At 63.6% G+C, this 16077-nt stretch carries 11 protein-coding genes and 1 tRNA gene; 4 read left to right on the top strand and 8 right to left on the bottom strand.

Annotated features, from left to right (window positions below; genetic code table 11):
- Positions 1-127 precede the first annotated feature (127 nt).
- A complete protein-coding gene (locus AC3WTO_RS25935) occupies positions 128-1084 on the top strand; it encodes a LysR substrate-binding domain-containing protein (protein ID WP_129411258.1) in 957 nt (318 codons plus the stop codon).
- Between the two features lie 38 nt (positions 1085-1122).
- Here the strand turns inward: AC3WTO_RS25935 and AC3WTO_RS25930 are convergent, their stop codons facing one another.
- Entirely contained in the window at positions 1123-2070 is a 948-nt protein-coding gene (locus AC3WTO_RS25930) for a DMT family transporter (protein WP_492463821.1), read from the bottom strand.
- A 139-nt stretch (positions 2071-2209) separates the two neighbouring features.
- On the opposite strand from AC3WTO_RS25930, the gene xseA reads away from it, so the two are divergent.
- Complete coding sequence (gene xseA / locus AC3WTO_RS25925) at positions 2210-3820, top strand: exodeoxyribonuclease VII large subunit (RefSeq protein ID WP_492463820.1); 1611 nt, start codon at positions 2210-2212, stop codon at positions 3818-3820.
- Between the two features lie 24 nt (positions 3821-3844).
- Here xseA and AC3WTO_RS25920 read toward each other — a convergent pair whose 3' ends face one another.
- The 4 genes from AC3WTO_RS25920 to AC3WTO_RS25905 all read right to left on the bottom strand — a co-directional run bounded on the left by AC3WTO_RS25920 (position 3845) and on the right by AC3WTO_RS25905 (position 5657).
- Complete coding sequence (locus AC3WTO_RS25920; protein ID WP_492463819.1) at positions 3845-4207, bottom strand: VOC family protein; 363 nt, start codon at positions 4205-4207, stop codon at positions 3845-3847.
- 55 nt (positions 4208-4262) lie between these two features.
- A complete protein-coding gene (locus AC3WTO_RS25915; protein WP_129411261.1) occupies positions 4263-4505 on the bottom strand; it encodes a DUF768 domain-containing protein in 243 nt (80 codons plus the stop codon).
- Between the two features lie 173 nt (positions 4506-4678).
- Positions 4679-4755: transfer RNA gene (locus AC3WTO_RS25910), tRNA-His, on the bottom strand.
- Positions 4756-5204: 449 nt separating this feature from the next.
- Positions 5205-5657, bottom strand: a complete 453-nt coding sequence (locus tag AC3WTO_RS25905) for a phasin (RefSeq protein ID WP_492463818.1) — start codon at positions 5655-5657, stop codon at positions 5205-5207.
- Positions 5658-5925: 268 nt separating this feature from the next.
- Between AC3WTO_RS25905 and AC3WTO_RS25900 the strand changes: the two genes are divergently transcribed.
- Positions 5926-9828 carry a PAS domain-containing sensor histidine kinase gene (locus AC3WTO_RS25900; protein WP_492463817.1) on the top strand — a complete coding sequence of 1301 codons (3903 nt, stop codon included), beginning with the start codon at positions 5926-5928 and terminating at the stop codon, positions 9826-9828.
- Positions 9829-10058: 230 nt separating this feature from the next.
- Here AC3WTO_RS25900 and AC3WTO_RS25895 read toward each other — a convergent pair whose 3' ends face one another.
- Positions 10059-12017, bottom strand: coding sequence for an acetoacetate--CoA ligase (locus AC3WTO_RS25895; RefSeq protein WP_492463816.1), 1959 nt, complete (start codon positions 12015-12017; stop codon positions 10059-10061).
- Between the two features lie 273 nt (positions 12018-12290).
- Between AC3WTO_RS25895 and AC3WTO_RS25890 the strand changes: the two genes are divergently transcribed.
- Positions 12291-14237, top strand: coding sequence for an AsmA family protein (locus AC3WTO_RS25890; protein ID WP_492463815.1), 1947 nt, complete (start codon positions 12291-12293; stop codon positions 14235-14237).
- Between the two features lie 46 nt (positions 14238-14283).
- On the opposite strand, the gene AC3WTO_RS25885 is transcribed toward AC3WTO_RS25890, so the two are convergent.
- Entirely contained in the window at positions 14284-15102 is an 819-nt protein-coding gene (locus AC3WTO_RS25885; RefSeq protein ID WP_492463814.1) for an ABC transporter permease, read from the bottom strand.
- A gap of 1 nt (position 15103) precedes the next feature.
- The gene (locus tag AC3WTO_RS25880) at positions 15104-16069 is read right to left on the bottom strand and encodes an ABC transporter permease subunit (protein WP_492463813.1); all 966 of its coding nucleotides are present in this window, start codon (positions 16067-16069) and stop codon (positions 15104-15106) included.
- Positions 16070-16077 lie beyond the last annotated feature (8 nt).

Below are 16077 nucleotides of genomic sequence, written 5' to 3'. Positions count from 1 at the left end.
GATTGATTAATCCAACGAATGTTTTTAATCTCTATCATCAACTCTGATGATGAATGGATCGCACGGGTCGATTTCTTCGACGAATGGTTTCCATCACAATCATCAACAACGATGATGGATCACAACGATGAAAGCGCCGCTCGACCTCGACCAGTTGCAGACCTTCATCTCGATCGCGGACACCGGATCCTTCACCCGCGCGGCCGAGGAGGTGCATCGCACGCAGTCGGCGGTGTCGATGCAGATGCGGCGGCTGGAGGAGCGCATCGGCAAGCCATTGTTCGAGAAGGACGGGCGTTCCAACAAGCTGACCGAGGATGGCGACCGGCTTCTCTCCTATGCCCGCCGGCTGATCTATCTGAACCGCGAAACGCTTTCCGCCTTCGACGACAACCGGCTGGAAGGAACGATCCGCATCGGCACGCCGGACGACTACGCCGACCGTTTCCTGCCCGAAATCATGGCGCGCTTCGCCCGCTCCAACCCGCGGGTCGAACTGACCGTCACCTGCGAACCGACACCGGGACTGGTGGAACAGATCAAGCGCGGCCACCTCGACCTTGCCCTGGTCACCCACAACGATGCGCGCGGCCAGTCGGAAGTGGTGCGGCGCGAACCGCTGCTATGGGTCACCTCGGCCAACCACGCCACCCATGAGGAGGAAGTGCTGCCGATGGCCTTCGGCCGGCCGAACTGCATCTGGCGCCGTGCCGCCTGCGACGTGCTGGACGAGATGCGGCGCGACTACCGCATCCTGTTCTCATCCTTCTCGGCAACCGTCATCGCAGCCGCGGTTCTGTCGGGACTTGCGATCTCGGTGCTGCCGGAATGCGCGCTGCGGCCCGGTATGCGGGTGCTGGGCGAAGCCGACGGCTTCGGCCTTTTGCCCGATTGCCGCATCGGCCTGATGCGCGGCCAGACCAGCCGGCCGGAAATCGTCGAGGCGCTGGCACGTCATATCGCAGAAAGCCTCGACAACATCTCGGTGCCGATGAACGAGGAGCCCGGCAGTTTCGATTTCGCCTCGCTCGCCTTCACCAAGATGAAGCGGACGAAGCCGAGCCAGATCATGCCGGGCTGGTAGCACCTGTCGCCAGCGTTTCCGCGGAAGGCGGAAACGCTCTAACGACGGCCGCCGCGCACCACCAGCACGTTGCCGACGGCCACCAGCGCCAGGCCGACGATGGCGAAGGCGGTCCACCGGTAGCCTTCGAGCACGGTCGAGACCAGCAGCGCGAAGATCGGGAACATCACCGTGGCATAGCCGGCGCGTGCCGCGCCGATGCGCCCCAGCAGCGTGAGATAGGCGGCAAAGCCCATGATGGTGGAGACGACCGCCAGGAACAGCAGCGAGCCGAAATAGGCAACCGTCGGTACCACGGTGAAGGTGCGGCCCATCAGGAAGGCGAGAACCGCCGCCCACAGCGCGCCGTAGAACATGCCCCAGGCATTCATCGAGACGAGTGGCAGGCCCTTGCGCATGCCGGCGGCCGAGATGACATTGCCGATGCAGAAGGAGAGCGTGCCGGCGACGCAGAAAGCCAGGCCGACCAGCGTACCGCCGCCAAGATCATGTCCGACGATCTCGGGCAGGAACATCAGGGCAATGCCGCAGAAACCGGTTAGCCCGCCAAGCAGGATACGCGGCGACGGACTTTCGCGCATCACCACGGCGCCTAGCATCATGTTCATGACCGAAGCCAGTGAGAAGACCACCGACAGCAGCCCGGAGACCAGGTAGCCGGCGCCGTAGTAGAACAGCAGGAAATTGGACGAGAACATCAGCACGCCAAGCGACATGAAACGCATGTGATCGGCGAGGGCGAAGCGCAGCTGGCCACGCTTCAGCACGACCCAGCCGAACATCAGCGTGGTGGCGATGCCGAACCGCCAGACGATGTTGACCTCGTTGGCCACCGTGCCGACCTGGAACTCGATGGCGTACCAGGACAGGCTCCAGGCAATGACGGTGAGCGCGTAGAGACCGTAGTCGAGCGGCTCGAACGGGCGTTCGCTGGCGCTGCGCGGAACAGTCACGGCTTCAGGCGGCCGGGATTGCTGCATGTTCATGGCGACGCCTTGATCTCTGGAATTGCGCATCGGTAGGCCGGTGCGCCGAGCGCGTCCACTGCATTCGTGTGGTCCAGTAATCTCGGCCTGCCCTGTGGAAGGGCTTGACCCACCCCCTGTCGAGCGCGCCAATCGGCGGATGAGTGATTTTTTCGAAGACGATTCGAAGCCCAACGCGACAAATGCCACCGAATATACGGTGAGTGAGATTTCCGGCGCGCTGAAGCGCACGGTGGAAGACACTTACGGCAATGTGCGCGTGCGCGGCGAGATTTCGGGCTATCGCGGGCCGCATTCGTCGGGCCACGCCTATTTCGCGCTGAAGGACGAGCGCTCCCGCCTCGATGCCGTGGTCTGGAAAGGCACGATGAGCAGGCTGCGCTTCCGCCCCGAAGAGGGCATGGAAGTCATCGCGTCCGGCAAGCTCACCACCTATCCCGGCAAATCGAACTATCAGATCGTCATCGACAATCTTGAGCCGGCCGGCGCCGGCGCGCTGATGGCGATGCTGGAAGAGCGCAAGCGCCGCCTCGCCGCCGAGGGCTTGTTCGACCCGGGCCGCAAGCAGTTTCTGCCCTACATGCCTTCGGTCATCGGCGTCGTCACCTCGCCCACGGGCGCGGTGATCCGCGATATCCTGCACCGTATCCGCGACCGTTTCCCCTTGCATGTGCTGGTGTGGCCGGTCCGAGTACAGGGCGAGACGGCTGGCATGGAAGCGACCGTCGCGGTCGAAGGTTTCAACAGCCTGGAACCTGGGGGGCCGATTCCGCGGCCGGACCTGATCATCGTGGCGCGCGGGGGCGGCAGCCTGGAGGATCTATGGGGCTTCAACGACGAAGGGCTGGCGCGGGCGGTTGCGGCGTCCGACATCCCGATCATCTCGGCGGTCGGCCACGAGACGGACTGGACGCTGATCGACCTCGCCGCCGACGTGCGCGCGCCGACACCGACGGGTGCCGCCGAAATCGCCGTGCCGGTGAAAGGTGAGCTGGAAGCAACGCTCGCCAATCTGTCGGCCCGGCTTGCTGCCGCACTTTCGCGCGGCATCGATCGCCGCCGCCAGGCGGCGCGCGCGGCGGCGCGTGCCCTGCCCTCGCCGGACCAGTTGCTGGCCCTGCCGCGGCGCCGTTTCGACGAGGCGGAGAACCGGCTTGGCCGCGCGCTGTCGGTGGCGATCGAACGCAAGCGCGGGCGGCTCGGCGCGATCCGGCTGACGCCGGCGACGCTGGCGCGGCGTATGGACGAGGCGCGGCGGCTCACCGCACGCGATCTCGCCCGCGCACAGGCGGCTTTCCTTGGCATCGTGCGCGAACGCCGCGCACGCTTCATGCGCACCGCGGCACGGCTTTCGCCTGCCCCGATCGCACGTCGGCAGAAACTGCAAGGGGATGCACTGGTGGCGCTCGCCCGCCGCAAGGACCAGGCAATGACGGTGCGGCTGGAACGGCTGCGTGCCCGCCTCACCCAAGCCGACCGGCTGCTGTCGACACTGAAACTGTCTGAACGGGCGATCCTGGAGCGCGGCTACGCGCTGGTGCTCGATGCCAGCGGGACACTGGTCAAGCGGGCCGCGGACGTGACACCCGGTGCCGGCCTGGAACTGCGCTTTGCCGACGGCTCAGCACATGCGACGGCCGAGGGCGGCGAAGCGGCGCAAGGTCAGGCAACGACCAGCCCTGCTCCGCCGAGACCGACCCGGGCCGCGCCTAAAGACAAAGGTACCAGTGGCCAGGGATCCCTGTTCTAGAAATCCGGACCAACAGCAGCGTTGTCAGCCGTCTTTCCGGAAAGCCCGGCTTGAGACGGAGATGGAGTTCTGGCAGGGATCTTTCGCGTTGGCGAACAGATAGCCGTCGGCCTTGTGGATGGCGCCGAAATCGAGGCCGGCTTCGGCGCGCTGCCTGCAGAACAGCTCGACATCCGCGACGTCGAATACCAGCTTGACGATCGACTGGCCGCTGCGCTGACCTTTTGCGGCCTGATGAAGCAGGATGTTGGCGCCACCATCGCTGGCGACGAGTTCGACGATCCTGTCTCCGGGCAATCGGGTTGCCGTGAATCCAAAATGCCGCTCATAGAAATGGGCGGTTTCCTCGACATCCTTGGCGTAGATGGCGACTCGGCCGAGTGGCATCGCTAACCCCAAAGACGGCGGTACCCTTCTCCGCACGCGGGAGAAGGGGTGAAGCTCAGGCCGCCTTGTCGGCGTCCGTTTCCGCCTCGACAGCCTCTTCGAGGCGGGAAGCGATCAGTTCCTGGATGTCGCCGACCTCTTCCTGGAGGTCTTCCAACGGGATTCCCGCTTCGGCGGCCTTGGCGGCGCACTGCTTGGCCAGGACCTCGGCATGTTTTTCGATCTTCACTGCTTCGGACGGGGCGCAGCATTCCTTGCCGATCCAGTCCTGCAGAAATTCGATCGCGTGTACGCTCATAATTGAACTACCCGTTTCGGTTCTTTCCGGCTGCCAGCGTTTTCAACGCGGCGGGCCGGTGTCCCTATTTCAATAGAAACCGAGTCGCAAGCTCACGGCAACCTTACGGCACCAAAGAACAAGACCTGATTTCAGTGATTGGTCAGCGGGGCATCCACCCGGCAAAAATGAAGTGGTACCGTTGGCTGGGATCGAACCAGCGACCTCCGGATCCACAATCCGGCGCTCTAACCATCTGAGCTACAACGGCACTCATGCCCGTCGATGATCGCAACACCAGCTCCACTCGTGTCAGCCGCGCTCCGTCATCCGGCGAAGCGTCCATACGGGCAATCGGATCGTAATTCAAGGCTCTTGCGAAAGCAAAAGCCCTATCACCCACATCCGTGTTCACCCAGACACCCGGCCCCCGACAAAACGCTGGGGCTACCGACGCATTCATTCAACTCTGGCCAATCGAACTCAAGCCTCAACCGAGACGCAGTACCAGTTTTCGGAGAGGTCCTACCCTTAGTCGGAAAAAAGGCCGGCGGGAGGAGGTGCCGGCCTTTTTCCAATATGAAGCCGGCGGGAGGAGGAGCCGGCTTTTGCCTGGAGCGGAGGGAGGAGGAACCACCCCAGGTATCTCTTGCCTCATAAAGCTAGGGAGCCGGTTTAACGCTTACAAGACCCCGGCCTGCCCTTGCCATTTTGCCGCAGTTAAGCAGCCTTGGAGACGTCCTTGAAGGCCTTCTCGAAAGCGGCCTTGTACGGCTTGGAGACGTCTTCCGCAGCCTTGGAAGCGGCAGCCTGGAATTCCTTGGCCTGCTCGACGACGGTCTCGACGCCCTTGCGCAGGAACGAGGTCTGCAGCTCGACGACTTCCGACAGCGACTTGGCGCCGACGAGGGCTTCGAGGTGCGCGAAATTGGCTTCGGCATTGGCGCGCAGCGTGGCGATCGCCTTCAGCGACAGGTCACTCGAGGTGGTCTTGGCGGTCTCGTAGCTGGTTTCGAAAGCCTTCTTGGCTTCTTCGGCGCCGGTCTTCAGCTTGGCGAAGGTTTCCTTCGACTGCTCAACGCCCTTCTCGGCGAAAGCGCGAACCTGGTCAGCAGCCTGCGAAGCGTCGAAGGTCGGGAATTCGGTGGTCTCAGCGGTCTTCGTCTTGGTCATTTTCCATCCTCGGTGTGGACGGGCACGTTCGCACTCCGTGGCGCCGGGCCGTCTCGTTCATTTCTGTTAACACCGTAGCATTTTTTATGGTGCAGTGCAATATTTATGTTGCGTCGCAACATTAGTGAAAAGAAACAAGGAGATGCCCGCGTTAACCAAAAGCCCTACTTTTCAAGTGGGCTGTCTTCTGGCTTGTGGACCTTGCAGCGCCGCCCATTTATTAACGAAGAATTAACCGCGGCCATCTCCTGGAGGATTGCCAGAGCGCATGCCATCCGAGAACTATTCGTTCCTCGATGTTGCCGTCCTCGACGAGGTGCGGACGCGTTTCGCTGCCGGCGACGCGCTCCTGATCCTGTCGGCAGACCTCGACCAGGTGCTGTGGGCGAATGGCCCTGGCGCTGCCGTACTCGGCCACGCCGATATCGAGGCGGCGATCGGCGCACCCGCCGGCTTGCCGCCGGTGGCGAAACGCCAGATCACGGCCACCGCCGGCTTCCCCGCCATCGGCCGCAACCGCGCCCTGCTGGTCCGGCTCTCCAGAGGCATGGCAACACAGGCGATCGGCTTCCAGGCCAGCGCCGTGACCATGCCGGACGGCGAGGCAGCGATCCTGCTGTCGGTACCGGCACTGCAGTCCGGTTCACGCAGCATCGCCGAGATTGCCGAACGCGCCATCAGCGGCTTCACCACCGACGGCCAGTTCCTGGCTTTCATCGACGGCAGCGGCAATGTCGAAGCCGCGTCGCAGGGCTTCGCAGGTCTCGGAATCACCACCGAGACGCTCGGCGCGCTGGCTGGGGAAACCGGCCGGAACCAAGAGCGTACGCTGAAGCGACGCGTGCAGGCAGGAAGACGTGCCCTGCCCGCTGGCATGGCCAGGCTGACGGACGATCCTGAACGCCATCTCCTGGTGGTGATCGACGATGGCAGCGCCGAGCGGGCTGAAACGACAGCGGCCGCGGCAACTCACGCCCCAGCGGCCGAGCAGCCCGCGGTTGCCGCGGAAGGCTGGCGCGCAGCTGACGACAGCGCTTCCGCAAGCACGGCATCCGGCGACCAGCACCACGATGGCTGGTATTTCAGCGACGACGATCCGAAAAACCACACCCCAGCAGTTGCCGAATCGGCTGAGTCCGCGGCGACGGCCAAGCCGGCAGTCAACCGCAATGCCGCGCCGGTGCGTTTCGTGTGGCGTACCGATGAGGCCGGTCGCTTCAGCGCGATTTCACCGGAATTCGCAGCCGTTGTCGGCGACGCCGCCGCCGATGTCATCGGCCGCCGCTTCAAGGATGTCGCCACCACTTTCGGTTTCGACCCCTCCGGCGAGATCGCGGGGCTTCTGGACCGGCGCGACACCTGGTCGGGCCGTTCGGTTGCCTGGCCGATCGCCGGCAGCAGCCTGAAGGTGCCGGTCGATCTCGCCGCCCTTCCCGTCTACGACCGCAACCGCAATTTCGAGGGCTTCCGCGGCTTCGGCGTCGCGCGGGTGGCAGACGCCACCGAAGATCACGAAAAAGTCGGTGAAGCGCTGACGCCCGATTGGACGCCGTCGGAACCGGCACCATCGCCTGTCGTCGCACAGCCCGCTCCGGCTGCACCCGAAGCCGAGCAACCGGCCGCGGACACAAGCCGTCACCATCCATTCCAGGGCGAGACGCCGGCACTGGCCATCGCGCCGACACCGGAGCGCCGTTTCACCGACAAGGTCATCCGACTGGCCGAACACCGGGCGCCGGCCAATGACAAGGGCCTGTCGAGCCTGGAACGCACCGCCTTCCGCGAGATCGGCGAGCGCCTGAAAAAGGACAGCGCCGCGGAAACAGGCAAGGCCGCGCCGGCCGGTGCAGCGCCGAAGGAAACGCCGGCCGCCGCGCCGCATGCGGATATCGCCCTTCCTGTTCCGGAGACGGCGACCGCCGAACCGGCAGCGCCATCCGCCAAGGATGCTGAGTGGGCGAAACCTGCTGACACGGTTCCCGTCGCCGACCAAGAGCCGGAAGCCGCGGTTCAGCCTCTCCTCGGCGAAGAGCAGACCGACAATCTCGGCGCGGAAGAACCCGAGACGGCCGTTACGCCGGACGAAATCGATTCGCGAGACGATACGGTTGCCGCCGAAGATGACGGTGCGGCACTGATCGAAGCACAGGAAGCCGAGGACATCGAAGACCTCGCCCGGCTCGACGGCGCGGACGCTGAGGCGATTTCCGAGATCGAACCGCACTTCACGAGTTCCGAAGAGGTCGTGGTCGCATCCGGCGAACAGGCCGAAGCTCCCGAAGCGGATGGCATCGAACCGGAAAGCATTGCACAGTCGGACGTCCAGCTTCCGGCCAAGCCGCGTTCATTGCTGGCCTTTGCCACGTCAGACGAAAACGAGGCTGACGACAAGCCGGTACTGGACGATGTCGGCGACGTCAGGGCAGCGGCCGCCAAAGCGACACAGAGCCGCCGCGGCGCGCTTCACGAAGAAACGCCCGCCGAGGACGTGCAGGCCGCGGATGAAGAAGCCGATCTGGCGCGTCTGGAGGATGACGGCGACTTCACGCATCCGCGTGATGAAGATGAAGCTCCTGCTGCCGCAGAGCCAGTGCCTCCAACGCCAGCCGTGCGCATAGCGCCACCACCGCTGCAGGCCGGCGGCTTCGTGCCGGCCGCCTTTGCCACCCGCGAAGCCGCGCCGGACACCTCGCTTGTGGCGCGCCTGCCGGTGCCGCTGCTGATCCATTCGGGCGACAGGCTGCACTACGCCAATGCGGAGTTCCTGGCGCTGACCGGGTACAGCGATCTTGCCGCGCTGGAAGCCGCCGGCGGCCTGGATGCGCTGTTTGCAGATGCTTACGCCAGCGACGATGCGCCCGACCATTCGGACCACAAGCTGAGGTTGAAAAAGGCTGACGGCGAGGAAGTGCCGGTCGATGCGGTGCTGCGTTCGGTGCCCTGGGGCAAGGGCAAGGCCTTGATGCTGGTGCTGAACGGCACGACGGAGAACCGGTCGGCGCAGGTCGTGCCGTTTCCGGCGGCCGAGACGACGCAGCCCGACAATGCCGAGCTCAAGGCGCGCATCGCGGAAATGCGCACCATCATCGATACCGCCACCGACGGCGTGGTGCTGATCAACCGCGACGGCACCATCCGCTCGATCAGCCGGCCGGCGGAGGCCCTGTTCGGCTTCGACAGCGATGACGTCGCCGGCAAGCCGTTCGCGTCCCTGTTCGCCATCGAAAGCCAGAAATCAGCGCGCGACTATCTGGCCGGGCTTTCCGACAATGGCGTTGCCAGCGTGCTCAACGACGGGCGCGAGGTCATCGGCCGCGAGGCCGAGGGCCGCTTCATCCCGCTGTTCATGACCATCGGCCGCCTGCCCGGCGACAGCGGCTATTGCGCCGTGGTGCGTGACATCACCCAGTGGAAGCGGGCCGAGGAAGAGCTCACCCAGGCGCGTGCCGTGGCCGAGCGCGCTTCCTCGCAGAAGACCGATTTCCTGGCCCGCATCAGCCATGAGATCCGCACGCCGCTCAACGCCATCATCGGCTTTTCCGAGCTGATGGTGGATGAGAAGTTCGGCGCGATCGCCAATGAGCGCTATCGCGACTATCTGCGCGACATCAATCGCTCCGGAAACCATGTGCTCGACCTGGTCAACGACCTGCTCGACATCTCCAAGATCGAAGCCGGCCAGCAGGAAATGGACTACGAGGCCGTGTCGCTCAACGACACGCTGGCCGAATCCGTTGCGTTGATGCAGCCGCAGGCCAACCGCGAACGCGTCATCATCCGCTCGTCCTTCGCCTCGAGCCTGCCGGAAGTGGTGGCCGACCTGCGTTCGATCCGCCAGATCGCGCTCAACATCCTGTCCAATGCCGTGCGCTACACGCAGGCCGGCGGCCAGGTGATCGTCTCGACCGCCTACGAAACCTCGGGTGATGTGGTCATGCGGGTGCGCGACACTGGCGTCGGCATGACCCAGGCCGAGATCGAACACGCACTGAAGCCGTTCAAGCAGGTCAATGCCCTGAAGCGTGGCCGCGGCGACGGCACCGGCCTCGGCCTGCCGCTGACCAAGGCCATGGTCGAGGCCAACCGCGCCCGGTTCACCATCAACTCGACGCCCGGCGAAGGCACACTTGTGGAAATCGCCTTCCCGTCGACGCGTGTGCTGGCAGATTGAAATAGAAAAAAGGCGCCCAGCGGGCGCCTGAAGTAGAATTTGTCACAACGGGCTTGAGCGATACTGTTCCCGCCGAACGGGAAAGGGATTTCTCCCTCAAGTTACCCATGACTATCAGGGTCGGGTCGTAAACAAATTCTTACCTGACCCCGTAAAAATTTACGAAACTGTACCACTCGTGAAAACGCGGTAAATTTTAAGCGTTACGCCTTGTTTACCCTGTTCTCTCATCAACTCCGCAATTCCGGCCGGTCGCGGAACAGGTCGAGCGCTTCGGGATTGGCAAGCGCCTCCTTGTTCTTGACCGCGCGACCGTGGACGACGTCGCGCACGGCAAGCTCGGTGATCTTGCCCGACTTGGTGCGCGGGATATCGGTGACGGCCACGATCCTGGCCGGCACATGGCGCGGGCTGGCGCCGGTGCGGATCTTGGCCTTGATCTTCTTCTCAAGCGCCTCGTCGAGGGCGATGCCTGGAGCCAGCCGCACGAACAGCACCACGCGCACATCGTCGTCGAAATCCTGGCCGATGCAGATCGCCTCGAGGATTTCCGGCATCTGCTCGACCTGGTTGTAGATCTCGGCAGTGCCGATGCGTACCCCGCCCGGGTTCAGCGTCGCGTCCGAACGACCATGGATGATCATGCCGCCATGGCTGGTCCATTCGGCGAAATCGCCATGGCACCAGACATTGTCGAAGCGCTCGAAATAAGCGCCGTGATATTTCTTGCCGTCGGGATCGTTCCAGAAGCCGATCGGCGTTGCCGGGAATGCCTTGGCACAGACGAGTTCACCCTTTTCCTGTCGCACCGGCTGGCCGTCATCGTTCCAGACGTCGACGGCAAGCCCGAGCCCCGGGCCCTGGATCTCGCCTTCCCAGACCGGTTCGGTGGGCACGCCCAGCACGAAGCAGGAGACGATGTCGGTACCACCCGAGATCGAAGCAAGATGGATATCGTGCTTGATGCCTTCGTAGACGAACCGGAAGCCTTCCGGCGACAGCGGCGAGCCGGTCGAGGAAATGGTGCGCACGGTGGAGAGGTCATGCGTGGTGATGGGCTTCAGTTCGGCCTTGCGCACGGAATCGATGAATTTCGCCGAGGTGCCGAAATAGGTCATCTTTTCGGCATCGGCGTAGTCGAACAGCACATTGCCCGAGGGATGGAAGGGCGAGCCATCATAAAGCAGCAGCGTGGCGCCACAGGACAGGCCCGAAACCAGCCAGTTCCACATCATCCAGCCGCAGGTGGTGAAGTAGAAGAAGCGATCGCCTTCGATGAGGCCGGCATGCAGGCGCAGTTCCTTGACATGCTGGATCAACGTGCCGCCGGCCGAATGCACGATGCATTTCGGAATGCCGGTCGTACCGGAAGAGAACAGGATGTAGAGCGGATGCGCGAAAGGCAGCCGTTCGAAGGTGACGGCCCTGGCCGCGAAAGGCTGCAGCGCCGACTCGAGCGCCTCGGCACCCTCGATGGCGGCGGCGACATCCTGCGCGGTTCCGAGATAGTCGACCACCAGCACCTTGCGCAGGCTCTTCAGTTTGGAGACGACGGCGGCAACCTTGTCGGCGACCTCGATGGCCTTGCCCGCATACCAATAGCCGTCCGGCACAATGAAGACGACCGGCTCGATCTGGCCGAAACGGTCGAGCACGCCCTGTTCACCGAAATCGGGCGAGCAGGAAGACCACACCGCACCGATCGAGGTGGCAGCAAGCATGGCGGCAACCGTTTCGGGCATGTTCGGCATCATGGCGGCAATGCGATCGCCTTGCTTGACGCCGAGCTTCACGAACAGTTGCTGCAGCTGTGAAACCTTGGCGCGCAGCTCATCCCAGGACAGGCGCCGCTCGACCTGGTCCTCGCCGCGAAAAACGATTGCGTTGGAAGAACCGTTCTTCTTGAGAAGATTTTCGGCGAAGTTCAGCCTGGCGTCCGGGAAGAAATGCGCGCCCGGCATCTTGTCGCCGTCGACCAGCACGCTGTCGCCCTTGTCGCCTGTGATATCACAGAAGTCCCAAACCAGGTCCCAGAACGCTTCGCGCTCAGCGACCGACCAGGCATGCAGATCACGGTAACTGGCGAAGGTCTGCCCACTCACCCGCTCGGCGGCGCGCGTGAATTCCGTCAGCGGCGCCTCGGCGATCCGTGCCTCCGATGGGCTCCAAAGGGGGGTATCTGCGGCCATCAACGTTCCTCCCGTGGCGTCACCCGTTAAGCATACTGCAACGCAACAACGCAAGGTCAGCCTATTGCGACAACATGTGTGCTATCGCCATCGCATGGTCACAAAGACTTGAAATGCAGCCTCCTAAAGCGTTTCCGTTTTTCGCGGAAACGCGGAAGCGCTCTAACTTTTTGTTTTCACGCAATTCCGGACGGAAAACCGTTACACACTTTTCCTGGAGTTGCTCTCGGTCTACACCCCTTCATGCGGTGGAATTGAAACGCTAAGGACCAAATGCCATCACCCCTGATCTGGCGGGCCATTTGGGCTGTATCGATCGCGGTCATCGTCGCCGTCCTGGCGTTCGTGGCCGTGCCCTATTTTGCGTCGAATCGCATCGTGCGCGACCGCATTGCCTGGGAAATGAGCGCCTGGAGCGGTTTTCGCGTCACCATTGAAGGCACGCCCGAGATTTCGATCTGGCCGCAGTTCCGGGCCACGCTGTCGGGCGTCACGCTGTCGAAATGGAGCGACGACAAGGCTCCGCCGGTGATGCAGGCAGAACGGGTCGATATCGACCTGTCAGCGATGGCGGCTTTGCGCGGCGATGTCGTGTTCTCCGGCGTGCAGTTGACCAAACCGGTCTTCCGCATCGAGCCCGCCGAACACGGGCTGCTTTTGCCGTCGGCACCATCGGGCGGTCGTGTCGCACGTGCCATCGACGCCGCCAAGGAGACGGTCAAGGCCAATCCGGGCAAGCCGGACGCCGTCAAGCTGCCGAAGGAAGGTTTCGGCAGCATCGAATTCCGCGACGGCCGTGTCGTCGCCAGCATTGACGGTGCGGAAGAAGATGTCGTCACCGGCCTGTCGGGCATGGTGGACTGGGAAGCCCTCAATGCCTCCGGCTCGCTGACGGCCAACGGCACCTGGCGCGGCGAGACCGTGTCCGTCGAAGCCAATTCGCCCCAGCCCATGCTGTTGCTGGCGGGCGGTGCCGCACCCTTCACGGTGTCGCTGAAGGCGCCACCGGCCAATCTCTCGTTCGAAGGCAACGGCAATTTCTCCGCCAAGTCGTTTTTCGACGGCCAGGCCAAATTCTCGGCGCCGTCGCTGCGGCGCGCGCTCTACTGGCTGCGCGCCGGCATTGCGCCCGGCGCCACCACTGGGCCGGTCTCGGTCAGCAGCAAAGTCAGCGGCAATGGTGACCGCGTGAAGTTCGACAATGCCGAGATCACCGTGGACAAGAACCCCGGCACCGGCGCGCTCGACCTTTCCTTCACCGACGCACTGCCGGTGATTTCCGGCACCATGGCCTTCGACACCGTCAACCTGGCTGCATTCCTGGCCGCCTTCACCACGACGGCATCAGCACCCGGCGACCTCGACGCCATCGACACGTCCTTCGCCGATCGTTTCAACCTGGATTTGCGCCTGTCGGCGGCGCACGCCACCGCAGGCCCTATCCAGCTCGCCGACATGGCCGGCACCGCGCAGGTCAAGAACGGCCTTGCCGTGTTCGACATTTCCGATGCCGGTGCCTTCGGCGGCAATATCCAGGCCAGCCTGCGCTTCGACCTGCGTCCCGAAGGTACCCAAGTCGAGATGAAGTTGCTGGCCTCCGACATCAACGGCGCCGAATTCACCTCCGCTGCAGGCATGACCCGGCTGATGCCGACCGGTACCGGCACCGTGTCGCTGATCCTGAAAGGTCCCGGAAAATCCTGGAACTCGATCCTGCAGAACGCCGACGGCTCGGTTTCCGCCACCTTCGGCCCCGGCAACCTCACCGCGCTCAACCTGCCCTCCTTCCTGAAACACGCCGAGGACGGTGGCTTCTTCGCGCTCGATGAAGTGGCCGACGGCACACTGCCGATCGACGGCGCCGAGCTCAAGGCCAGCATCGCCAAGGGTGTCGCCCGCATCGATCGGGCCGAAGCGAAGTCGGGCCAGACAAAGATCTGGCTGTCTGGCATCGTGCCTTATGCGGGCCGCGGCCTGGCGCTCTCCGGCGGTGTGATCCAGCCTGCAACCAAGCCGGCGCCAGCGCCCCAGCCGACGCCTGCCCCGGCGCAGCCAGGCACTATCCCGGACGGCCAGGCCGCTGCCAACCAGACCACGGGCGCCACGCCACCTGCTCCCGCCACGCCAAGCAACAGCGGCAACGAGGCGACCTTTTTCGTCGGCGGCACCTGGACGACGCCGTTTGTGTCGCCGATCGCGCGGCGCAAGACAGTCGAATAAAAAAGGCGGCTTGCGCCGCCTTTTCGTTTCGTGATCCAGTCGAGCCCTATCCGCGCAGTGCCGCCTGTTCGTCGCGCAGGCGTTGAACCTCACGGCGCTTGTTGACGACCGAAGCAATGATGACGCCGGTCGCCACGATCGTGATCAGGATCGTGCAGGCGGCATTGATCTCCGGCGTCACGCCGAGACGAACCTGACTGTAGATCTTCATCGGCAGCGTCGTCGCCCCTGGGCCTGAGGTGAAGGATGACGTCACCAGGTCGTCCAGCGACAGGGTGAAGGCGAGCATCCAGCCAGACACGATGGCGGGCAGGATGACCGGCAATGTCACCTGGAAGAAGGTGGCCACCGGCGAAGCGCCGAGATCCATCGCCGCTTCTTCGAGCGAGCGGTCGAAGGTGACGAGACGCGACTGCACCACGACCGCGACGAAGCACATGGTGAAGGAGATGTGCGCCAGCGTCAGCGTGAAGAAGCCACGGTCGAGACCGATCGCGACGAACAGCAGCAGCAGCGACAAGCCGGTGATGACTTCCGGCATGACCAGCGGCGCAAACACCATGCCCGAAAACAGCACACGGCCGCGGAAGCGCGTGTAGCGGGTCAGTGCCAGGGCAGCCATCGTGCCGAGCACCGTCGCCACGGTCGCCGAGATCAGGCCGACGCGGATGGTGACCCAAGCGGCATCGATCAGCGCCTGGTTCTGGAACAGCGAGACGTACCATTTGGTCGAGAAGCCGCCCCAGACGGTGACGAGCTTGGATTCATTGAAAGAGAAGATCACCAGAAGCACGATGGGCAAATAGAGGAACGCAAAGCCCAGCGTGACCGAGGTGATGTTGAAACGGCTCCAGGTCGTGTTCATGTCAGCGCCCCTGTTCCTGAGCGCGCGCCTGGGCGTGCTGGAAGATGACAATCGGAACGATCAACACCAGAAGCAGCAGCACCGCCACCGCCGACGAGACTGGCCAGTCTCGATTGGCGTTGAACTCATTCCAAAGCGTACGGCCGATCATCAGCGTCTGCGAACCACCGAGCAGGTCGGGGATGACGAACTCGCCGACTGCCGGAATGAAGACCAGCAGGCAGCCGGCCAGCACACCAGCCAGCGACATCGGGAAGGTGATCTTCCAGAAAGCGGTGATCGGCGGGCAGCCAAGGTCCTGGGCTGCCTCGACCAGTGAATAGTCCATCTTTTCCAGCGCCGAATAGAGCGGCAGCACCATGAACGGCAGGTAGGAATAGACGATGCCGATGAAGATCGCCCAATAGGTGTTGAGGATGATCAGCGGCTCGCTGATGATGCCGGTGCTGAGCAGAAGCTGGTTGAGCAGGCCTTCCGGCTTCAGGATGCCGATCCAGGCATAGACGCGGATCAGGAACGACGTCCAGAACGGCAGGATGACCAGCATCAGCAGGGTTGGCCTCAGCGTGGCAGGCGCCCGCGACATGCCGTAGGCGATCGGATAGCCGACAAGCAGGGTCAGCAAGGTCGAGATGCCGGCGACGATGACGCTGGTGAAGTAGGCGTTGATGTAGAGCGGGTCTTCCGTGAGGAAGACGTAGTTGTCGAAGTTCAGTTCCTTCAACTGGCCGAGGATGCCGGAGATGCCGCCGCTGAAATCGAACGCCGGCGTGTAGGGCGGCATCGCGATCGCCGTCTGCGACAGCGATATCTTGAAGACGATGAAGAAGGGAATGAGGAAGAAGACCAGCAGGAAGGCGTAAGGAATGATGATGACCAGCTTGCTGACGAAACTGTTGGCAAGCTGGGGAGCCGCCTGCGCCGGCGCGGCGCCGGCCGTGGTGGCTGAAAAGGTAGCACCCGCCATGATCGCCC

It is taken from the genome of Mesorhizobium sp. EU05-FHT14A09 (assembly GCF_058790995.1).
This window is presented reverse-complemented; position numbering and strand designations above follow the sequence as displayed.

Bases quoted from the DNA above. Each gene is read 5' to 3' on its own strand.
- AC3WTO_RS25920 (WP_492463819.1), bottom strand. From the start codon at position 4,207: ATGCCACTCGGCCGAGTCGCCATCTACGCCAAGGATGTCGAGGAAACC.
- AC3WTO_RS25885 (WP_492463814.1), bottom strand. From the start codon at position 15,102: ATGAACACGACCTGGAGCCGTTTCAACATCACCTCGGTCACGCTGGGC.
- AC3WTO_RS25900 (WP_492463817.1), top strand. From the start codon at position 5,926: ATGCCATCCGAGAACTATTCGTTCCTCGATGTTGCCGTCCTCGACGAG.
- AC3WTO_RS25895 (WP_492463816.1), bottom strand. From the start codon at position 12,017: ATGGCCGCAGATACCCCCCTTTGGAGCCCATCGGAGGCACGGATCGCC.
- AC3WTO_RS25905 (WP_492463818.1), bottom strand. From the start codon at position 5,657: ATGACCAAGACGAAGACCGCTGAGACCACCGAATTCCCGACCTTCGAC.
- AC3WTO_RS25890 (WP_492463815.1), top strand. From the start codon at position 12,291: ATGCCATCACCCCTGATCTGGCGGGCCATTTGGGCTGTATCGATCGCG.
- AC3WTO_RS25880 (WP_492463813.1), bottom strand. From the start codon at position 16,069: ATGGCGGGTGCTACCTTTTCAGCCACCACGGCCGGCGCCGCGCCGGCG.
- AC3WTO_RS25930 (WP_492463821.1), bottom strand. From the start codon at position 2,070: ATGAACATGCAGCAATCCCGGCCGCCTGAAGCCGTGACTGTTCCGCGC.
- AC3WTO_RS25935 (WP_129411258.1), top strand. From the start codon at position 128: ATGAAAGCGCCGCTCGACCTCGACCAGTTGCAGACCTTCATCTCGATC.
- AC3WTO_RS25915 (WP_129411261.1), bottom strand. From the start codon at position 4,505: ATGAGCGTACACGCGATCGAATTTCTGCAGGACTGGATCGGCAAGGAA.
- xseA (WP_492463820.1), top strand. From the start codon at position 2,210: ATGAGTGATTTTTTCGAAGACGATTCGAAGCCCAACGCGACAAATGCC.